The sequence below is a fragment of the Bradyrhizobium sp. NBAIM03 genome, assembly GCF_020194055.1.
Taxonomy (GTDB): Bacteria; Pseudomonadota; Alphaproteobacteria; order Rhizobiales; family Xanthobacteraceae; genus Bradyrhizobium; species Bradyrhizobium yuanmingense.
On record NZ_JADYVS010000003.1, the window covers coordinates 125,757 to 142,778 of the forward strand.

16 protein-coding genes and 1 pseudogene are annotated in these 17,022 nt (G+C 65.2%); 9 read left to right on the forward strand and 8 right to left on the reverse strand.

Annotated features, from left to right (window positions below; genetic code table 11):
• Nucleotides 1-154: 154 nt before the first annotated feature.
• Nucleotides 155-1,387, forward strand: a complete 1,233-nt coding sequence (locus tag I6F21_RS05495) for an acetyl-CoA C-acetyltransferase (protein ID WP_225112010.1) — start codon at nucleotides 155-157, stop codon at nucleotides 1,385-1,387.
• Between the two features lie 345 nt (nucleotides 1,388-1,732).
• Nucleotides 1,733-2,035 (forward strand): HU family DNA-binding protein, encoded by a 303-nt coding sequence (locus tag I6F21_RS05500; protein ID WP_018320691.1) that lies wholly within the window; start codon nucleotides 1,733-1,735, stop codon nucleotides 2,033-2,035.
• A 231-nt stretch (nucleotides 2,036-2,266) separates the two neighbouring features.
• On the opposite strand, the gene lon is transcribed toward I6F21_RS05500, so the two are convergent.
• From lon to I6F21_RS05530, 6 genes are all read right to left on the reverse strand, one after another.
• A complete protein-coding gene (gene lon / locus I6F21_RS05505; RefSeq protein WP_225152334.1) occupies nucleotides 2,267-4,645 on the reverse strand; it encodes an endopeptidase La in 2,379 nt (792 codons plus the stop codon).
• An 8-nt stretch (nucleotides 4,646-4,653) separates the two neighbouring features.
• Nucleotides 4,654-5,037, reverse strand: a complete 384-nt coding sequence (locus I6F21_RS05510; RefSeq protein WP_024342525.1) for an Hsp20/alpha crystallin family protein — start codon at nucleotides 5,035-5,037, stop codon at nucleotides 4,654-4,656.
• 155 nt (nucleotides 5,038-5,192) lie between these two features.
• Entirely contained in the window at nucleotides 5,193-5,759 is a 567-nt protein-coding gene (locus tag I6F21_RS05515; protein ID WP_036007836.1) for a ferritin-like domain-containing protein, read from the reverse strand.
• Between the two features lie 103 nt (nucleotides 5,760-5,862).
• Entirely contained in the window at nucleotides 5,863-6,069 is a 207-nt protein-coding gene (locus I6F21_RS05520) for a hypothetical protein (RefSeq protein WP_036007833.1), read from the reverse strand.
• An 86-nt stretch (nucleotides 6,070-6,155) separates the two neighbouring features.
• The gene (locus tag I6F21_RS05525) at nucleotides 6,156-7,343 is read right to left on the reverse strand and encodes a carboxylate-amine ligase (protein ID WP_225182862.1); all 1,188 of its coding nucleotides are present in this window, start codon (nucleotides 7,341-7,343) and stop codon (nucleotides 6,156-6,158) included.
• A 3-nt stretch (nucleotides 7,344-7,346) separates the two neighbouring features.
• Complete coding sequence (locus tag I6F21_RS05530; protein WP_244608944.1) at nucleotides 7,347-8,165, reverse strand: gamma-glutamyl-gamma-aminobutyrate hydrolase family protein; 819 nt, start codon at nucleotides 8,163-8,165, stop codon at nucleotides 7,347-7,349.
• A gap of 252 nt (nucleotides 8,166-8,417) precedes the next feature.
• Here I6F21_RS05530 and I6F21_RS38970 point away from each other — a divergent pair.
• The 3 genes and pseudogenes from I6F21_RS38970 to I6F21_RS05540 form a co-directional block, all read left to right on the forward strand.
• Nucleotides 8,418-8,504, forward strand: a pseudogene (locus tag I6F21_RS38970) (MarC family protein); the annotation flags it as partial.
• Nucleotides 8,505-8,633: 129 nt separating this feature from the next.
• Nucleotides 8,634-9,287, forward strand: a complete 654-nt coding sequence (locus tag I6F21_RS05535; RefSeq protein WP_225182863.1) for a class II aldolase/adducin family protein — start codon at nucleotides 8,634-8,636, stop codon at nucleotides 9,285-9,287.
• Between the two features lie 13 nt (nucleotides 9,288-9,300).
• Entirely contained in the window at nucleotides 9,301-11,088 is a 1,788-nt protein-coding gene (locus I6F21_RS05540) for a chloride channel protein (protein WP_057026746.1), read from the forward strand.
• Nucleotides 11,089-11,094: 6 nt separating this feature from the next.
• Here the strand turns inward: I6F21_RS05540 and I6F21_RS05545 are convergent, their stop codons facing one another.
• A complete protein-coding gene (locus I6F21_RS05545; RefSeq protein WP_036042074.1) occupies nucleotides 11,095-11,346 on the reverse strand; it encodes a DUF2798 domain-containing protein in 252 nt (83 codons plus the stop codon).
• A 290-nt stretch (nucleotides 11,347-11,636) separates the two neighbouring features.
• On the opposite strand from I6F21_RS05545, the gene I6F21_RS05550 reads away from it, so the two are divergent.
• From I6F21_RS05550 to uraD, 4 genes are all read left to right on the forward strand, one after another.
• Entirely contained in the window at nucleotides 11,637-12,047 is a 411-nt protein-coding gene (locus tag I6F21_RS05550; RefSeq protein WP_225182990.1) for a hypothetical protein, read from the forward strand.
• A gap of 1,224 nt (nucleotides 12,048-13,271) precedes the next feature.
• A complete protein-coding gene (locus tag I6F21_RS05555) occupies nucleotides 13,272-13,685 on the forward strand; it encodes a DUF3830 family protein (protein WP_036045261.1) in 414 nt (137 codons plus the stop codon).
• Nucleotides 13,686-14,621, forward strand: coding sequence for an allantoinase PuuE (gene puuE / locus I6F21_RS05560; protein ID WP_109142962.1), 936 nt, complete (start codon nucleotides 13,686-13,688; stop codon nucleotides 14,619-14,621).
• Between the two features lie 4 nt (nucleotides 14,622-14,625).
• Nucleotides 14,626-15,513 carry a 2-oxo-4-hydroxy-4-carboxy-5-ureidoimidazoline decarboxylase gene (gene uraD, locus I6F21_RS05565; RefSeq protein ID WP_057028791.1) on the forward strand — a complete coding sequence of 296 codons (888 nt, stop codon included), beginning with the start codon at nucleotides 14,626-14,628 and terminating at the stop codon, nucleotides 15,511-15,513.
• A gap of 98 nt (nucleotides 15,514-15,611) precedes the next feature.
• Here the strand turns inward: uraD and I6F21_RS05570 are convergent, their stop codons facing one another.
• Nucleotides 15,612-17,009 (reverse strand): nucleobase:cation symporter-2 family protein, encoded by a 1,398-nt coding sequence (locus I6F21_RS05570; RefSeq protein ID WP_225182864.1) that lies wholly within the window; start codon nucleotides 17,007-17,009, stop codon nucleotides 15,612-15,614.
• Nucleotides 17,010-17,022: the final 13 nt, after the last annotated feature.

Here is a 17,022-nt window from a genome sequence, read left to right on the forward strand (position 1 = left end):
GCCGGGACAAGCCCGGCCATGACGTCGCTGAGGCTTTCGTGTAGCGGAAAATCTGAGTGAGGGGCGGGAGAAACCGTGTAGCGCCGCACATTGACTCTCTTCTCCCCCTTATTCAAAACCGTTCTCAACACCCATAAACAAGAGGACGACGCCAATGCCTGACGCGCTGATCATTGATGCCTGCCGCACGCCGCGGGGCATCGGCAAGGCCGGCAAGGGAGCCCTGTCGGGCATTCATCCGCAGCAGCTCGGGGCGACCGTGCTGCGCGCACTCGCCGACCGCACCGGCATCGATACCTCCGACGTCGATGATATCGTCTGGGGCTGCAGCGCGCAGGTGGCAACGCAAAGCGGCGATCTCGGCCGCATGTCGGCGCTCGATGCCGGCTACGACGTGCGTGCCAGCGCGGTGACGCTGGATCGTTTTTGCGGAAGCGGCATCACCAGCGTCAACATGGCGGCGAGCTCGATCATGGCCGGTGCCGAGGATCTCGTCATCGCCGGCGGCTGCGAGATGATGTCGATGGAGGGACGCCGCGGCGGCGGTCCGATGATGATGGACGGCGGCAATCTGCGTCTGCGGGCACGGCATCCGCAGTCGCATCAGGGCGTCTGCGCCGATGCGATCGCGACGCTGGAAGGCATCACCCGAAGCGACGTCGACGCGCTCGGGCTGGAGAGCCAGAAGCGCGCCGCGCATGCGATCGCGAACGGCCACTTCAAGAACAGCCTCGTGCCGGTCCACCGCGAGGACGGCAGTCTGGCGCTGGATCATGAAGAATACCCACGGCCGCAGACCACGATGGAAGGCCTCAGCAGCCTGAAGCCCGCGTTTCCGGCCATCGCGGACTACGCGCTCGACGACAAGGGCACGACCTATCGCGGCCTGATCCTGCAGAAGTACCCTGATCTCGACATCGACTTCGTGCATCACGCCGGCAACTCGTCCGGCGTCGTCGACGGCGCTGCCGCGATCCTGCTGGCCTCGCCCGCTTACGCCAAGGCGCATGGCCTTAAAGCCCGGGCCCGCGTGGTCGCGATGGCCAACATGGGGGACTCGCCGACCCTGATGCTGAACGCACCGGTGCCGGCAACGCGCAAGGTGCTGGCCAAGGCGGGCCTCACGATCGACGACATCGACCTGTTCGAGATCAACGAGGCCTTCGCCGTGGTGGCGGAAAAATATATCCGCGACCTCAAGCTCGACCGGGCCAAGGTCAACGTCAACGGCGGCTCGATCGCGCTCGGCCATCCCATCGGCGCCACCGGCTCGATCCTGATCGGCACCGTGCTCGACGAGCTCGAACGGCGCGACCTCAAGCGCGGTCTCGTCACCATGTGCGCCGCCGGCGGCATGGCGCCGGCCATCATCATCGAGCGCGTCTAGCCAATCGCCCACTGACTTTCTCCCCATTTTTACGGGGAAGAAGACCGGCGACCAGCGATCCGACCCTTATTTTTCAGGGTGAAACACGACCGGCCTCTCATAAAGAGGCCGGTCGTCGCTTGTCGAAAGCGGCGAATCAGTTCTAGCAAGGTTGCGTGCGGGCCTTTGAAACAAGGCAAAAACTGCTGCCCGAGGCTTCATCCGCTCCGGAAGTAGCTAAAAAGCAGGGTTTTTTGTCACAGCAGGCCAGAAAAGCCCGTAATTTCGCGACAAAACTGTGCAGAAGGCTATAGGCCTTCAACGGTTGGTCTAATATGCAACCGGCAACGAATCAGAGGAGACACGATGCCGACCCAGATGTCCAAATCGCAATTGATCGAAAAGATTGCGACCGCCACCGAGCTTTCCAAGCGTGACGTCAAGAACGTCATGGAGACGCTGACCGACGTCGGCCACAAGGAGCTCAAGAAGAACGGCCTGTTCCTGGTGCCGGGCTTCGCCAAGTTCGTGGTCATCAAGAAGCCCGCGACCAAGGCGCGCAAGGGCACCAACCCGTTCACGGGTGAAGAGATGATGTTCAAGGCCAAGCCGGCCCGGAAGATCGTCCGCGCCCGCCCGGTCAAGGCCGCCAAGGACGCCGTGGGCTAACAACGCAAAGGCCCCCTCGAACGAGGGGGCCTTTTGTCTGGGGCTGCCGCGAGGGTTCGAGACGGAGGGCTCAACCCTTGCGGCGCTTCACTCGGACCGTAGCAGGCTGAAGCCGCGGCTCGGGTCCTGCGAGCCCATCGCGAATCCGGTCGATCGCGCGATCGAGCAATTGGCGCAGCCGCTGCGTCTTCCGCGACCGCTTCGCTCTTTCCAGCAGTTTCTTCATCGCCTTTACTCCGCCGCTTCCTTGGCTTCAGCCGGCTCGAGCGCCGCGGCGATGGCTTCGTCGACGCGCTCCAGCCAGATGAACTCGAGGGTGTCCCGCGCGCTCTTCGGGATGTCGTCATAGTCCCGCTTGTTGCGCGCCGGCAGCATCACCCGTTTCAGGCCGGCAGCAGCCGCAGCCACCACCTTCTCCTTGATGCCGCCGACCGGCAGCACCAGGCCGCGCAGCGAGATCTCGCCGGTCATCGCGGTGTCACTCCTCACCGTGCGGTTGGTGAGCAGGGAGGTCAGCGCCGTGAACATCGCAACGCCCGCGCTCGGCCCGTCCTTCGGTGTTGCGCCCGCGGGGACGTGAACGTGGATGTCGCTCTTCTCGAACGCTTGCGGATCGATGCCGAGCTGAGAGGACCGGCTCTTCACCAGCGTCAGCGCAGCCTGCACGCTCTCGCGCATGACGTCGCCGAGCTGGCCGGTCAAAATCAGCCCGCCCTTGCCGGGCACGCGCGTGGCTTCGATGAACAGGATGTCACCGCCGACCGGCGTCCAGGCAAGGCCGGTGGCAACGCCCGGAACGCTGGTGCGCAGTGCGATCTCGCCCTCGAAGCGCGGCTGGCCGAGGACGGTGGCGATGTCCTTTGCCGTCACCACGACCTTCGCGGCCGTGCCTTCGGCGACCTGCACCGCGGCATGGCGGAGCACCTTGCCGATCTCGCGCTCGAGGTTACGCACGCCGGCCTCGCGGGTGTAGCCCTTGACGATCAGCTTCAAGGCCTCCGGCTCGATCTCGGCCTGCTCGGCCGAGAGGCCGTTGGCCTCCAGCTGCCGCCGTACCAGATAGCGCCGCGCGATCTCCAGCTTCTCGTCCTCGGTGTAGCCGGCGAGGCTGATCAGCTCCATGCGGTCCAGCAGCGGACCCGGGATCTGGTCGAGCATGTTGGCGGTCGCGATGAACACGACGCGCGACAGGTCGAAGGGCACGCCGAGGTAATTGTCCCGGAACGTCCCGTTCTGCTCGGGGTCGAGCACCTCCAGCATCGCGGCGGACGGATCGCCCTGCACGCCACGGCCCATCTTGTCGATCTCGTCCAGCATCATGACGCAATTCCGCGCGCCCGCCTTCTTGATGCCCTGGATGATGTTGCCGGGCAACGCGCCGATATAGGTGCGGCGGTGACCGCGGATCTCGGCCTCGTCATGCACGCCGCCGAGGCTGACGCGCACGAAAGGGCGATCCATCGCGCGCGCGATGGATTGGCCGAGCGAGGTCTTGCCGACGCCGGGCGGGCCGACGAAGCACAGGATCGGCGCCTTGCCCTGCGGGGCGAGCTTGCGCACCGCCAGATATTCGATGATCCGGCTCTTGATCTTCTCCAGGCCGAAATGGTCGGCATCCAGGATGGCTCGCGCCTCCTTGATGTCGATCGGCTTCTCCGCGGGCAGCGCCCAGGGCAGCTCGATCAGCCAGTCCAGATAGGTGCGGACCATGCCGGCCTCGCCGGCGGCCTCCGGCATGCGCTCGTAGCGGCGCAGCTCCTTCTTGGCATGCGCTTCCGCCTCCGGCGGCATGTTGGCCTTGGCGATCGCAGCCGTCAGCTCGGTGACCTCGGCCTGCTTGCCGTCGCCTTCGCCCAGTTGGCGCTGGATCGTCGCCATCTGCTCGCGCAGGATCGCCTCGCGCTGCCGCTCGTCGAAGGAGGCCTTGGTCTGCTGGCCGATTTCGTTGCTGATGCGCAGCACCTCCAGCCGCTCGGCCAGGTGCTTCGACACCTTCTCCACGCGAAGAGCCAGGTCGATGGTCTCCAGCACCTCCTGCTTGTCCTGCGGCTTGATGTCCATGAACGACGTTGCCAGATCCGCCAGCGCGCCGGGCGCGCTGGTGCCCTGGAACATCGCGGCGAGCTCGGGCGGCGCCTGCGGCAGCAGCTCGATCGCCTCGATGGCCTGGCGCTGCAGGTTCAGCGCGCGGGCCTCGATCTCGGGCGAGGTCGTGGTCGGCTCGGGGATCTGCTGGAAGCGCGCGGCCGGGAACGGCGTCCCCGGCAGGAAGTCGAGGATGCGCGCGCGCTGCACGCCCTGGCAGACGATGTGATGGGTGCCGTCGGGCGCGGTGATGTAGCGCACGATGTTGGCGATGGTTGCGACCCTGTAGAGGTCGTCCGGCCCGGGGTCATTGGTCTCGGGGCTGCGCTGCAGGACGATGCCAATCGGCCGCTGCTCGCGCAGCGCCTGCTGCGCGGCGGCAATGGACTTCGCCCGGCCGATCGTGATCGGCGCGATCGCGCCGGGAAACAGCACCATCTCGCGCACGGGGACGATGATCAGCGCGTCGTCGGGGATCTTCACGTCGTTATTGCTTTGTTCGTTGTTCATCTGTTCGGTGGCCATGATCGACCTCAGGATTTCGCGAGGCGCAGTGCGACGCAGCCGTCCATCACGAAGCGGCTGATGGCGTAACGGCCGAGGGGCAATGCAATGCGGCGCTCAAAACGCCCTTGCGGCAGCTCGAGCCGATGGATGCGGGCGTTGCGAAGCTCCGGCGGGAGGGTGCGCTGACCCGAGATGACGAGCACGCCGTCATGGATGACGGTCTCGACATTGTCCGGATTGACGCCGGGAAGCGCGACCAGGATCAGGAGCTCACGCTCGGTCTCGAGCACGTCGATCGGCGGCTCCCAGCAGGCTTCCTGGCGGCCGAACTGCTGGCGCAGCCGATCGGCGCGGGTCAGCGAGTCCAGGGCTTCGGACAGCATCCAGTCGAGGGGATTTTTGGGTTGCATGATGCGGGCTCTGGGGTGGGAAAGCCTGCATATGGGGCCGGTTCCAAGGAAATCCAGTACGGTGGCGCGCACGTGCCATGCGCCGCCGTGCGATCAAGACAAGCGAACGCCGCGGCATGCGGCCGCGACGTTCCGTTCATTGGCAGGGCGCGGGCTCAGGCTGCGGCGCGGTACTCTTGTTCCGCTTCGAGGTTGATCACGGAGGTGGCGAGCTCGGTCAGCGTGCGATCGGTTGCCTCTTCCTCGTCCAGCGTCTCCTGGAGCAGCCTTGCGGCGTCCTGCATGCCGAGCTCCTCGGCCCAGGTGCGCAGCGTGCCGTAGCGGGAGATCTCGTAATGCTCGACCGACTGCGCTGACGCGAGCAGTCCGGCATCGAGCGCCGGCGCGCCCTTGAACTCCTTCATGATCTCGGCGCCCTCGTCGGCAATGCCGTTGATGGCCTCGCAGGGCTTGCCGCGCGCCGGCTTGCCCAGCATCTTGAAGATCTGGTCGAGCCGTTTGACCTGCCCTTGGGTCTCGCGCAAATGCTTGTTGAAGGCGGCCGTAAGCTCCTTGGAATTCGCGGCCTTGGCCATCTTGGGCAGGGTCTTGATGATCTTGTTCTCGGCGAAATAGATGTCCTTCAGCGTCTCCAGAAACAGGTCGCTGAGCATCTTCGGCGCCTGACGCGGCCGGCGCGCCGCGGTCTTCTTTGTCGTGCGTTTCTTCGCTCGTTTAGCCATACGTCCTCCTCATGAGGTAACACGGGAAGGCCTCGCCCTCCTCAATCCTCGGGCGATCAAAGCCGCTCCATGAACGAAAGTTCCAAACTGCCACCCGCGAGAGCTAGGTCGGGCGCTTGTAGGGATCTTCCTGGCGCTGCCGTGCCTCGGTGTTGCGATCGAGCTGCGCCCGCTCGCTGCGGCGCAAGTTGCCCGCCTTCATCACGCCGTAAACGAGCGCCCCGCCGAGCACGAACGCTCCGATGAACCAGAGCCAGAGCATCTGGGCCGAGGCGTGGCCCAGGAGCATGCTAATGCCGCTGTCGCTCATGATTGGTCTCCACGATTGTCCATTGCTATCACGCTGAGCTAAGTCGGCGGTCGAAACCTCGTTCCATGCGACCGCAGCCGGAGACGTCAGACCGGGTCGGTCAGCGGTTGCCGCACCGCTTGCGCTTTCGGCTCGCCGCCCCGGGCGGTGAAGTCTCCGGCTTCGGTGGAAGTCCGCAGCCATTTCGTCACGTCGCTGATTGCTTCCCGCGGCGAGTGGCCGAACTTGCGCAAGCCGCGAAAATATTCGAGCTGAAGGTGGGCCGACGTGCCGCGCTTGGGGATCGACTTCAGATGCTGGATGTCGTCTTCGATGCCGAGATGGTCGACGTGGGGTGCCACCATGGCGATCACCGAATCGAGCCAGCTTCTGAACGAGACCGGCTCGAACGAGACCAGGTCGATATAGGTGCCGTCGGTTCCGTAGCGCTGGGCGCGCCAGCGATTCTCCTCCACCAGCGCGCGGTGCACGGCCGAATAGGTGGCGTTCAGCTCGGGATGGTGGACGGCGTGGCGGACCAGCGCGCGGAACAGCGCCGCGATCGCCACCGAATCCGCGATCGCCGTGCAGCAATCGGTGATGCGCAGCTCGAGAGTCGGATGCTGCAGCGAGGGCCGCAACGCCCACCAGACATAGGTGGCGTTGGGGATGATGCCGGCATCGACCAAGGTCTTCACGTAGGTCTCGTATTCGGAAAGGTTCCGAAACATCTCGGGAAAGCCGGTCCGGGGCAGGGCATCGTTGGCGGCATTGCGGTAGCCCAGCAATCCTGTCGGGTAGCCGCACCAGAACGGTGAGGAGGTCGAGAGCGCCAGCAGCAGCGGCAGGAACGGCACCAGGCGGTGCATGATCTCGACGCGCAAATCGGGCTCGGGGACCTCGACATGGACGTGCAGTCCGCTGATCGGGTTGCCGAGGCCGACCATCCCGAGATCGCTGATGACCTTGCTGTAGCGACGCTTGCGCGTCATGCGCTGCTGCTGCGGCTGCGCCAGCGGGTGTGTGCCGGCCGCGATGATGCCGACGCCGTGGTCCTTGCCGACCTCGGTGAGCACCGCGCGATAATGCGCGAGCTCGGCCAGCGCATCGGTCGAAGACGTCAGCGGCGGCGTCGCCACCTCGATCTGCGATTGCAGGATCTCGGTGGTCAGCCGCTCGCCGAGGCGCTTCTGCGCCGCGGCCATGTAGGGCTTGGGCAGCTCGGATCGCGGCGCCGCGGACTGGCGGTTGACCAGAAAATATTCCTCCTCGATGCCGAAGCGGTAGCGGTGCATCGCCTACGCCGCCCCTTGTGCCTTGGCGTGGCGGCGAACCGCGTCTCCAAAAGCCGCCAGAATGCGCGCCGAGGCGTGGTCGGAGCTCGCCCAATAATCGGGATGGAAAAGCGTGCCGAGCGCAAAATCGCTGGCGCCCTCGACGCTGACGGCCTCGATCGAGCCGTCGTCGGCGACGGCCTCCGCGACGAGACCCGGTGCGAGATCGGCGATCAGGAAGCTGTGCAGCGAATTCACTAGAATCGAATCCGCGCCGCAGATCTGCTGCAGGACGCCGCCCTTGCGCAAGGCCACCTTCTGCCGCAGCCGATAGCGGGCATCCTCGTTGTCCGCGTCGGGCGTGCCATGGCGTTGCTCCTCGGGCAAATCGTCTGGCTCTTTCGCCAGCGTGCCGCCGAAAGCGACGTTCAGCTCCTGGAAGCCGCGACAGATGAACAGAGCGGGGATGCCCCGCGCCAGCGCCCGCGGGATCAGGCGCAGCGCGACCTCGTCGCGGAATTCGTCGAACGGGCCGTCACGCTTCTCGTCGACCGTTTGTCCATAGCGGGACGGATGGACGTTGGTCTGTCCGCCGCCGACGAAGAGGCCGTCGAGCCTGTCCAGATAGGCATCGATGTCAGCCTCCGGCGCCGCGGGCAGAATCCGCGGCACGGCGCCGGCGACGAGGCCGATCGCATTGACGCAGACCATCGAAACGGCGGCGAGCTGTTCGCCGCGCGCGACCATGGAATCGGAGAGAATGCCGATCTGCGGTGCGCCGCTGCGCCCCTGCCACTGCCCGCGCGAGGCGCTACGCCGCCACTGCTGAAGGCCGTACGCCACGGCATCCGCTGCGCTGCCGAATTGATGAATCGCCGCCTTGAGCTCTCTGACGTTTGTCCCTAATCGAAGTGCCCAACGGCTGCAGGCAACGGGATCGTGCGGATCAATTCTGGAACGGGGCTCGTGCAATTGCTTCGGCTGCTTCTGTTCGTGTATCGATGCACAGTGAAACGGCAATCGTCGGGAATGGTTGCTTTGCGATTGCACCGTTCGATCTCAACGCCTCCGCACCAGCCTTAACTTTTGTTATGGCTCTCGCGCGTTCTCGGCATGCTGCTCGCCGCCTATTCCGTGCAGTTCGGCATCAACGGGTCGGCCCGGATCGGCCTGCCCCAGTAGCTGCGACAATCTGTTAACCTGTCGCTATCCCGTTCGGCCGGAGTGTCACGGGATCCGGGACGCTTTCGCTTGCACTGTCATGTTGCTTTGACGTAACTCGGTCCAATAAGCCCTCGACAGGAAATCGACATGTCGATGACAGCGGACGAGCTCGGCAAGAGACAGGCCATTATCGACGCCTGCCGGCGCATGAACGCGCTCGGCATCAACCAGGGCACATCGGGCAATATCAGCGTCCGGCATGTGGACGGCCTCCTGGTCACGCCGACCAGCGTGCCCTATGAGGCCATGCGTCCGGACCAGATCGTCTTCATGGCCATGGACGGCTCGCACGCGCCCGACCAGAAGCCGTCGAGCGAATGGCGCTTTCATCGCGACATCCTGATGTCGCGGCCCGACGTCAACGCCGTCGTGCACGCCCATCCGACCTATTGCACCATCCTGGCGATCATGGGCATGGAGATCCCGCCCGTGCATTACATGATCGCGGCGGCGGGCGGCGACAGCATCCGCTGCGCGCCCTACGCGACGTTCGGAACGGCGGAGCTGTCCGAGCACGCCGTGCGGGCGCTGGAGGGCCGGCTCGCCTGCCTGCTCGATCATCACGGCATGATCGCGATCGGCAAGACCCTGGACAAGGCGATGTGGCTGGCGGTCGAGGTCGAGACGCTGGCGCGGCAATATCACGGCTGTCTGCAGATCGGACAACCGCCGCTGCTCCCGAGCGACGAGATCGAGCGGGTCCGTCAGCGCATGGCCGGCTACGGCCTGTCGGAAGGGTAGGGCGGGCCAGACGGTGTTAGTGCGGATCAAACATCTCGTGGATCGCAAGAAGACGAACCGCACCATGGTTCGGCTGCGCGCCCTGCTGCGCAGCAACGAGTTCTACCTGATCCCGCTGGCGCTCGTGATCGGCACGCTCGCGGGCGCGGTCGTGACGCTGATGGCCCACATCGCGCAGATCGCGCATGTCGTGATCTACGGCATTCCCATTGACGTCCACCTGTCGGCCCACGCGAGCGTCAGCCCATGGGCGGCACTGATCGCGCCTGCGCTCGGCGGGCTGGTGCTCGGAATCATGGAATGGTCGCGGCGGCGCATGAAGATATCGAACGCGGTCGATCCGATCGAGGCAAACGCGCTGCGGGGCGGCAATCTGTCGATGCGCGACAGCGGGGTGGTCGCAGGCCAGACCCTGATCTCGAACGGCTGCGGCGCCTCCGTCGGCCTCGAGGCGGGCTACACCCAGATCGGTTCAGGCATCGCCTCGTTGATTGGCAAATTCTTCAATCTCCGCCGCAACGATCTGCGCCTGATGGTCGGCTGCGGGGCCGCGGCGGCGATCGCGGCGGCGTTCGGCGCGCCAATCACCGGCGCCTTCTATGCCTGCGAGCTGATCGTCGGCGTCTATGCCGTAGGCAGTGCCGCGCCGATCCTCGCCGCCTCCCTCGCGGGCGCCTTGACCGCGCAATGGCTGGGCGGCGCGCCATACTCGCTGGAGATACCCAAGGTCAGCGCCGTCGGCGTCGAGCAATATCTGGCACTGATCGGGCTCGCCCTCATCACCAGCGGCGTCGGCATCGCCGTGATGCGCTCCTCGCCGATGTTCGAGCGGCTGTTCGCCTGGATGCCGGTCTGGCTGCGTCCTGTGATCGGCGGGCTCATCGTCGGCGGGTTCGCCATCATCACGCCGCAGGTTCTCGCGGCCGGCCATGGCGCCATGGTGCTCGATCTCTTCCACGACATGACGATCGGCCTGATCGCGCTGATCATCGCCTTGAAGGTGACGGCCTGCCTGATCTCGCTCGCCTCCGGCTTTCGCGGCGGCCTGTTCTTCGCCTCGCTGTTCGTCGGCAGCCTGATCGGAAAGTTCTTTGCCGCGGTGCTGCTGCTCATCAGCCCGAACTTCGCGATCGATCCGCTGGTGGCGATGTTGACCGGCATGGCGACGCTCGGCGTCGCCATCGTCGGCGGCCCGCTCACGATGTCGTTCCTCGTGCTCGAGATGACACGTAACGTCGACGTCACCGCCGTGGTGCTGGCCGGCTGCATCGTGACCTCGATCTGCGTGCGCTTCATGTTCGGCCATTCCTTCTCGACCTGGCGCCTGCATCTGCGCGGCGAGACCATCCGCAGCGCCAACGACGTCGGCTGGCTGCGCAATCTCACGGTCGAGCGCCTGATGCGCTCGGACGTCGGCAAGGTGCCCTCGACCACGACGATCGCCGCCGCGCGCCGCGAGTTCGCGCTCGGCTCGCGGCCGGGAATCGTCATCGTCAACAATGCTGACGAATATATCGGCCTCGTCCTGCTGCCCGATTTGTTCTCCAGCGACCTCGACACCATCGCCGACGACATCCAGGTGATCGAGCTCGCCCGCCTGATCGACATCGTGCTGATCCCGGAAATGAACGTGAAGTCGGCGATGGCGGTGTTCGACGAAGCCGAGGCGGAGATGCTGGCGGTGGTCGATTCCACCGACAGCCGCAAGGTGGTCGGCTTCCTCACCGAGAGCTTCGCCCGCCGCCGCTATGTCGAGGAAATCGACAAGGCGACGAGAGGCGTGCTGGGGGCGCTGTCGTAGGCGCGGTTACCGCCCGGGTGGTGCTGCGACGAGCCAGGCCACGATCCGGCGGACCAGCGGCAGCACCAGGAGCAGGGTCGGGAAGGCGACGAGCCAGGACAGTCCCCAGGCGCCCGGCCAGGCCGCCAGGAACGCCGGCGTTGCCCCCAGGCTCCGCAGCGTCGAAATGACCGATACCACCGCCGTCATGAGGATGGACAGCACGAATGGCGTCACGATCGGCGCATAGCGCGCCGGCAGTTTGCGAACCACAATCATCTGGTTTCTCTAGGAAAAGGACGCGTCGATCACGTTGAACCTGGAAAATGGCATCGATCCCGACGGCGTCGGTTGATGCGTTGGTTCACGTAAACGCTTACGGCGGCCGAAAACGGCGCGGCTGTTCATTAACCGCTCAGGTTGGCTGGTTCAAGCTGGGTCTGATCGTTCGGGATTTACAATCGTTCAAAGCGTGGCAGATCGCCGCGATCATGAAACCATTTCAGTGGTTTGCGGATTATAGATCGTTTGCTTATGTTTCTTTGGGCGAGAACAGAGGAAATTCGAACATGAGTATTGGACCCGTGATTTCCGCAGCCGGCCGCAACACGATCGTGGTCGCGCTCGCAGGCCTCGCCCTGATTGCGGCTTCCGCATCCCCGTCTGCAGCGGCGTCGGCCGGGAGCCCGGCCGCCAAGTCGGCTGTCAAGGCGGCCGTTACCGGCCAGGCTGCCTCCGACGTCACCGATTTCAGCTCGCACCGGCGGCGTTACTATCGACGCGGGCCGAATGCCGCGGGTCTCGCCTTCATGGGCGTGGCCGCAGGTCTGATCGGAGGCGCGATCGCCGAGAGCCGCCGCCGCGAATATTATGAAAACCGCTATTATTATGGCTATGGCCCGCGTTACTACGGCGGCCCTGGTTACTACGGCGGTTCCGGCTACTACTACGATCCGGGCTATCGTTACGCACCGTACTGAGCTCTCCAGGTCTCGACGAGCTCAATCTCGTCTCTCGTAGCCCGGATGGAGCGAAAGCGTAATCCGGGGCTGCGCGCTCGGCATCTTGCGCTGTCCCGGATTACGCTGGCGCTCCATCCAGGCTACGGGACCGAGGTGTGTCGCGGCGCTGTCAACCCGCTCGCGCGAAAATATTCCGCTTTACCGAAATTCGGAAATGGCGTATGTATCGCCCATCCCGGCTCAATCTCGAGGGGCGATCATGAGGTCGTCATTGCCGCGAGCCGGGCTTGCGGTGGACGCGGCAGCGTCGTGTACGAGAGCTGAGGGCGGGGCGGATTGCTCTCCGTGAGCCCGAGGCTTCGTACGGACGAGCGGCGCTGTCAGGTTCGTCGCGCCGGCATTTCGATGGCAACGTGCACAACGCCGTCGAACCCTGCGGCGCCAACGGACCGCGCGTACGGCAAAACCGTGTGGTCCTGGCCGTCGTTGCTACGGTCAAGCTCTGGCGAATGCGGCATTGGCGTCAACCGGCGCGGTGCCGGCGACTTTCGCGGGAGCGAGGGAGGCCAGAGGGAACTCGGCTCCCGGGAGAGCGCGGCATAAGCCGTCCGACCATCGCGCAGGGAAGGCCGTGTGTTGGGCTTCACCTGTATGCTGCTGTGCGGTTCTTCCTGCGTGTGCTTTTCGCGCAGCGGACCGCGGGTGCCGCCGGCACCCGGCCTTCCCTGCGCCCTCTTGGCTATGAGGGCGGCGAGACGAAGCAAAGCTCGGGCGAAGCAGCCGCGAGGCCGAGTACGCACGTCTGCGTCCACACATTCGGTGTCATCGCCCGGCTTGACCGGGCGATCCAGTACTCCGAGACGCCAGTGATTGAATCGAGAGGCCGCGGCGTACTGGATTCCCCGCTCCAGTGCGCGATTGCGTACAAGGCGGGGAATGACAGTGTTACTTGGAGAACGCACCATCGCCCCATCTTCGTCGTTCAGAGCGCAGCACCACGCTCCGCTCTCGTGCCCCGGACGCAGCGCATCCGCGCCGGCGCCCCTTTGCCCGGCAATTCTGCCGGTGGACTCACCTCCTGCAATCCGGTTCAATGGCACCGAGCTTTCAGGCGTTCGGGCAGGCCGGGTGGCGAGCCCAACTCATACGAGAGCCTCTCGCGCCACTTGCGCGACACGGTCGGGAGTGCTTTTTGCTGAAAGTTCCCCGCGGGGCGCATCGCCCCCGATCCAGAGAGATGAGATGAGCAAACTCGTTATCCGCGCCGGCGATTTCACCTTCGATGCCCGTTTCGAGGAGCAGGCGGCGCCCAAGACTGTCGCCGCCTTCCGCAAGGCGCTGCCGTTCGAAAGCCACATCATCCATGTGCGCTGGAGCGGCGAGGGCGTGTGGATGCCGCTCGGCGACCTCGACTTCGGCGTCGGCTACGAGAACCACACCAGCTATCCCGCCCCCGGCCAGATCATCCTCTATCCCGGCGGCATCAGCGAAACCGAGATCCTGCTGGCCTATGGCGGCGTGCATTTCGCGAGCAAGATGGGTCAGCTCGCCGGCAACCATTTCATCACGCTGACCTCGGGCCTGGAGAACCTCGCAACGCTGGGCAAGAGCGTGCTGTGGAAGGGCGCGCTGCCGATCCGCTTCGAGGAAGTCTGAGTGACCGAGCCCCGCTACCCGCGCGATCTCCGCGGCTACGGCCGCAACCCGCCGCATCCGCAATGGCCTGGTGACGCGCGGGTCGCGGTGCAGTTCGTCGTCAATTTCGAGGAGGGTGGCGAGAACAACATCCTGCACGGCGACCGCGCCTCGGAGGCCTTCCTGTCCGACGTGCTCGGCGCGCAGCCCTGGCCCGGCCAGCGCCACGCCAACATCGAATCCATGTTCGAATATGGCTCGCGCGCCGGCTTCTGGCGGCTGTGGCGGATGTTCAACGAGCGGAGCTGGCCGACCACGGTGTTCGGCGTCGCCACCGCGCTCAAGCGCAATCCCGAGATTGTCGCTGCGATGAAGGAGGCGGGCTGGGATATCGCCAGCCACAGCCTGAAATGGATCGAGCACAAGGACATGACCGAGGCGCAGGAGCGCGCCGAGATCGCCGAGGCCATCCGCGTGCATACCGAGGCGACCGGCGCACGTCCGCTCGGCTGGTACACCGGGCGCTCCTCGATCAACACCAACCGTCTGCTGATGGAGGAGGGCGGCTTCCTCTATCTCTGCGACTCCTATGCCGACGATCTGCCCTATTGGGTCAAGGGCGCCAGCGGCAAGCAGCTCATCATTCCCTATACGCTCGATGCCAACGACATGCGGTTCATCAACCCGCAAGGGTTTGCCGAGGGCGAGCAGTTCTATACTTATCTGAAGGACGCCTTCGACGTGCTCTATGCGGAAGGCGAAACCGCGCCAAAAATGATGTCGGTCGGTCTGCATTGCCGCCTCGCGGGCCGGCCCGGCCGCGCAGCGGGCTTGATCCGCTTCCTCGACTATATCGGCAAGCACGAGCGCGTCTGGGTGCCGACGCGGCTTCAGATCGCGCAGCACTGGCACGAGAAGCACGCCCATCTTGCCGCCGACGCATTCGAGATCGGGTGAGATGATGTCGCAGATTTCACTCGCCGATCTCAACGCTGCAAGCACGGCCGACTTCGTCGCGGCGCTCGCCAACGTCGTCGAATATTCGCCGTGGATCGCCGAGCAGCTCGCGGCAAAGCGGCCGTTCGCCGGCATCAACGAGCTGCACGCCGCGCTGATGGCCGCGATCCAGAGTGCCGAGCCTGACGTGCAGCTGGCGCTGATCCGGGCGCATCCCGATCTCGCCAACAAGACGCAGCGCGCCGCGGGCCTCACCGCGGAATCGACCGACGAGCAGAACAGCGCCGGGCTCGACCGGCTGTCGGATGCCGAATATTCCGCGTTCGAGCGGGCCAACAACGCCTACCGCGACAAGTTCGGCTTCCCCTACATCGTCTGTGTGCGCCGTCACACCAAGGATTCCGTGCTGCGCGACTTCGAGGCGCGGCTGCTCAACATCGCCAAGACCGAGATAAGGCGTGCGATCGAGGAGATCGGCCGCATCTCGGCGCTGCGGCTCGACCAGCTGGTCGCCGCCGACGACAGGCTGAAGGTGCACGGCCGGCTCTCGACCCATGTGCTGGACAACCAGATCGGCAAGCCCGCACCTAGCATCCCGATCGAGCTCGTGGAGCTCGCGAGCCTTGGCGAGAACCGCGTCATCGCGCGCACGGTGACCAATGCCGATGGCCGCACCGACCAGCCGCTGATCGGCGGCCGTCCGCTGCCGATCGGCCGCTACGAGCTGCGCTTCAGCGTCGCGAAATATTACGCCGCGCGCAACGTGCCGCTGTCCGATCCGCCGTTCCTCGACGAGATCCCGCTGCGCTTTGCGATCAGCGAGCCGGAAAGCCATTACCACGTGCCGCTGCTGGTCACGCCCTGGAGTTACTCGACCTATCGCGGCAGCTAGAGCACGATCCGGAAAAGTGCGTAGCGGTTTTCCGACAAGATCATGCTCAAAACAATAACCTAAAGCGCGATGACGATTCATCCTAGTCGCATCGCGCTTTAGACATGCTGTGCCGATGCGGCGGCTGACGCCGCGTCGGCCTCCGCGGCAGCGCCACCGCTCAATCCGTTGAAGAAGGCATTGAGCAGCACCGACACGACCGCGCAGAGCAGAATGCCGGACTCCAGCAGCGGGTGCAGATTGTGCGGCAGATTGCGGAAAAAACCCGGAGCAACGAGCGGGATCAATCCAAAGCCGATCGAGATCGCGACAATGAAGAGATTGTAGCGGTTGTTGCGGAAATCGACCGAGGCCAGGATGCGTGCGCCGGTGGCCGCCACCATGCCGAACATCACGAGGCCGGCGCCGCCGAGCACGACCAGCGGCACCGCTTCCACCAGCGCGGCGAGCTTCGGCAACAGCCCGAGCACGAGCAGGATGCAGCCGGCCGTCGCCGTCACCCAGCGCGAGCGCACGGCCGTGACCGAGACGAGGCCGACGTTCTGCGAAAACGAGGTATAGGGAAACGTGTTGAAGATGCCGCCGAGCAGCGTGCCGAGCCCGTCGGCGCGTAAGCCGCGGCTCAGGGCTTCGCGGTCGACGGCCTTGCCGGTGATCTCGCCGAGCGCCAGGAACATACCGAGCGATTCGATCATCACCACGATCATGACGATGCACATGGTGATGACAGGCACCAGGTGGAATTGCGGCATGCCGAAGCGGAAGGGAATCACGAGTGCGCCCCAGGAGGCGGCGGCGACCTTGTCGAAATGCATCACGCCCAGAATGCTCGCGAGCACCGCGCCGGCGATGATGCCGAGCAGCACGGCGACGTTGGCGAGAAACCCGCTGCCCCATTTGATCAGGCCGAGGATGAAGAGCAGCACGAACAGCGAGATGCCGAGCCCCTGCAATTGCCCATAGGCTGGATTGGGAAAGCTGCCGGAAACGCCGTCGACCACCTTCGTCAGCGTCGGCAGGCCGCCGCCGGCCCAGTTGATACCGACGCGCATCAGGGAGATGCCGATGATGAGAATGATAGTGCCGGTGACGACGGGAGGAAACAGCGGCAGCAGCCGGCTGACGAACGGCGCAACGACGATGCCGAACAGGCCGGCGGCGATCACGGAGCCGTAGATGCCGAGCAGGCCGATTTCCGGTGAAGCCGCCATCGACAGCATCGGGCCGACCGAAGCAAAGGTCACGCCCATCATCACGGGCAGGCGGATGCCGACGCCGGGGAAGCCGAGGCACTGGACCAGCGTCACAAGTCCGCAGGCGAACAGGTCGGCGCTGATCAGGAAGGCGACGTCCTCCGGCGGCAGCTTCAGCGCGCGGCCGATGATGAGGGGGACCGCGACCGCGCCGGCATACATCACCAGCACGTGCTGGAGCCCGAGCGCGAGCAGGCGCGGGACCGGCAGGACCTCGTCGACGGGATGGACGTCGTTGCTCATGGATGTATCCCCC

Excerpts from the sequence above, each read along its gene's own strand:
- I6F21_RS05495 (WP_225112010.1), top strand. The coding sequence starts at position 155 with ATGCCTGACGCGCTGATCATTGATGCCTGCCGCACGCCGCGGGGCATC.
- I6F21_RS05515 (WP_036007836.1), bottom strand. The coding sequence starts at position 5,759 with ATGGCTAAACGAGCGAAGAAACGCACGACAAAGAAGACCGCGGCGCGC.
- I6F21_RS05525 (WP_225182862.1), bottom strand. The coding sequence starts at position 7,343 with ATGCACCGCTACCGCTTCGGCATCGAGGAGGAATATTTTCTGGTCAAC.
- I6F21_RS05520 (WP_036007833.1), bottom strand. The coding sequence starts at position 6,069 with ATGAGCGACAGCGGCATTAGCATGCTCCTGGGCCACGCCTCGGCCCAG.
- I6F21_RS05500 (WP_018320691.1), top strand. The coding sequence starts at position 1,733 with ATGCCGACCCAGATGTCCAAATCGCAATTGATCGAAAAGATTGCGACC.
- I6F21_RS05550 (WP_225182990.1), top strand. The coding sequence starts at position 11,637 with ATGAGTATTGGACCCGTGATTTCCGCAGCCGGCCGCAACACGATCGTG.
- I6F21_RS05570 (WP_225182864.1), bottom strand. The coding sequence starts at position 17,009 with ATGAGCAACGACGTCCATCCCGTCGACGAGGTCCTGCCGGTCCCGCGC.
- I6F21_RS05555 (WP_036045261.1), top strand. The coding sequence starts at position 13,272 with ATGAGCAAACTCGTTATCCGCGCCGGCGATTTCACCTTCGATGCCCGT.
- lon (WP_225152334.1), bottom strand. The coding sequence starts at position 4,645 with ATGGCCACCGAACAGATGAACAACGAACAAAGCAATAACGACGTGAAG.
- uraD (WP_057028791.1), top strand. The coding sequence starts at position 14,626 with ATGTCGCAGATTTCACTCGCCGATCTCAACGCTGCAAGCACGGCCGAC.
- I6F21_RS05545 (WP_036042074.1), bottom strand. The coding sequence starts at position 11,346 with ATGATTGTGGTTCGCAAACTGCCGGCGCGCTATGCGCCGATCGTGACG.
- I6F21_RS05535 (WP_225182863.1), top strand. The coding sequence starts at position 8,634 with ATGTCGATGACAGCGGACGAGCTCGGCAAGAGACAGGCCATTATCGAC.
- I6F21_RS05510 (WP_024342525.1), bottom strand. The coding sequence starts at position 5,037 with ATGCAACCCAAAAATCCCCTCGACTGGATGCTGTCCGAAGCCCTGGAC.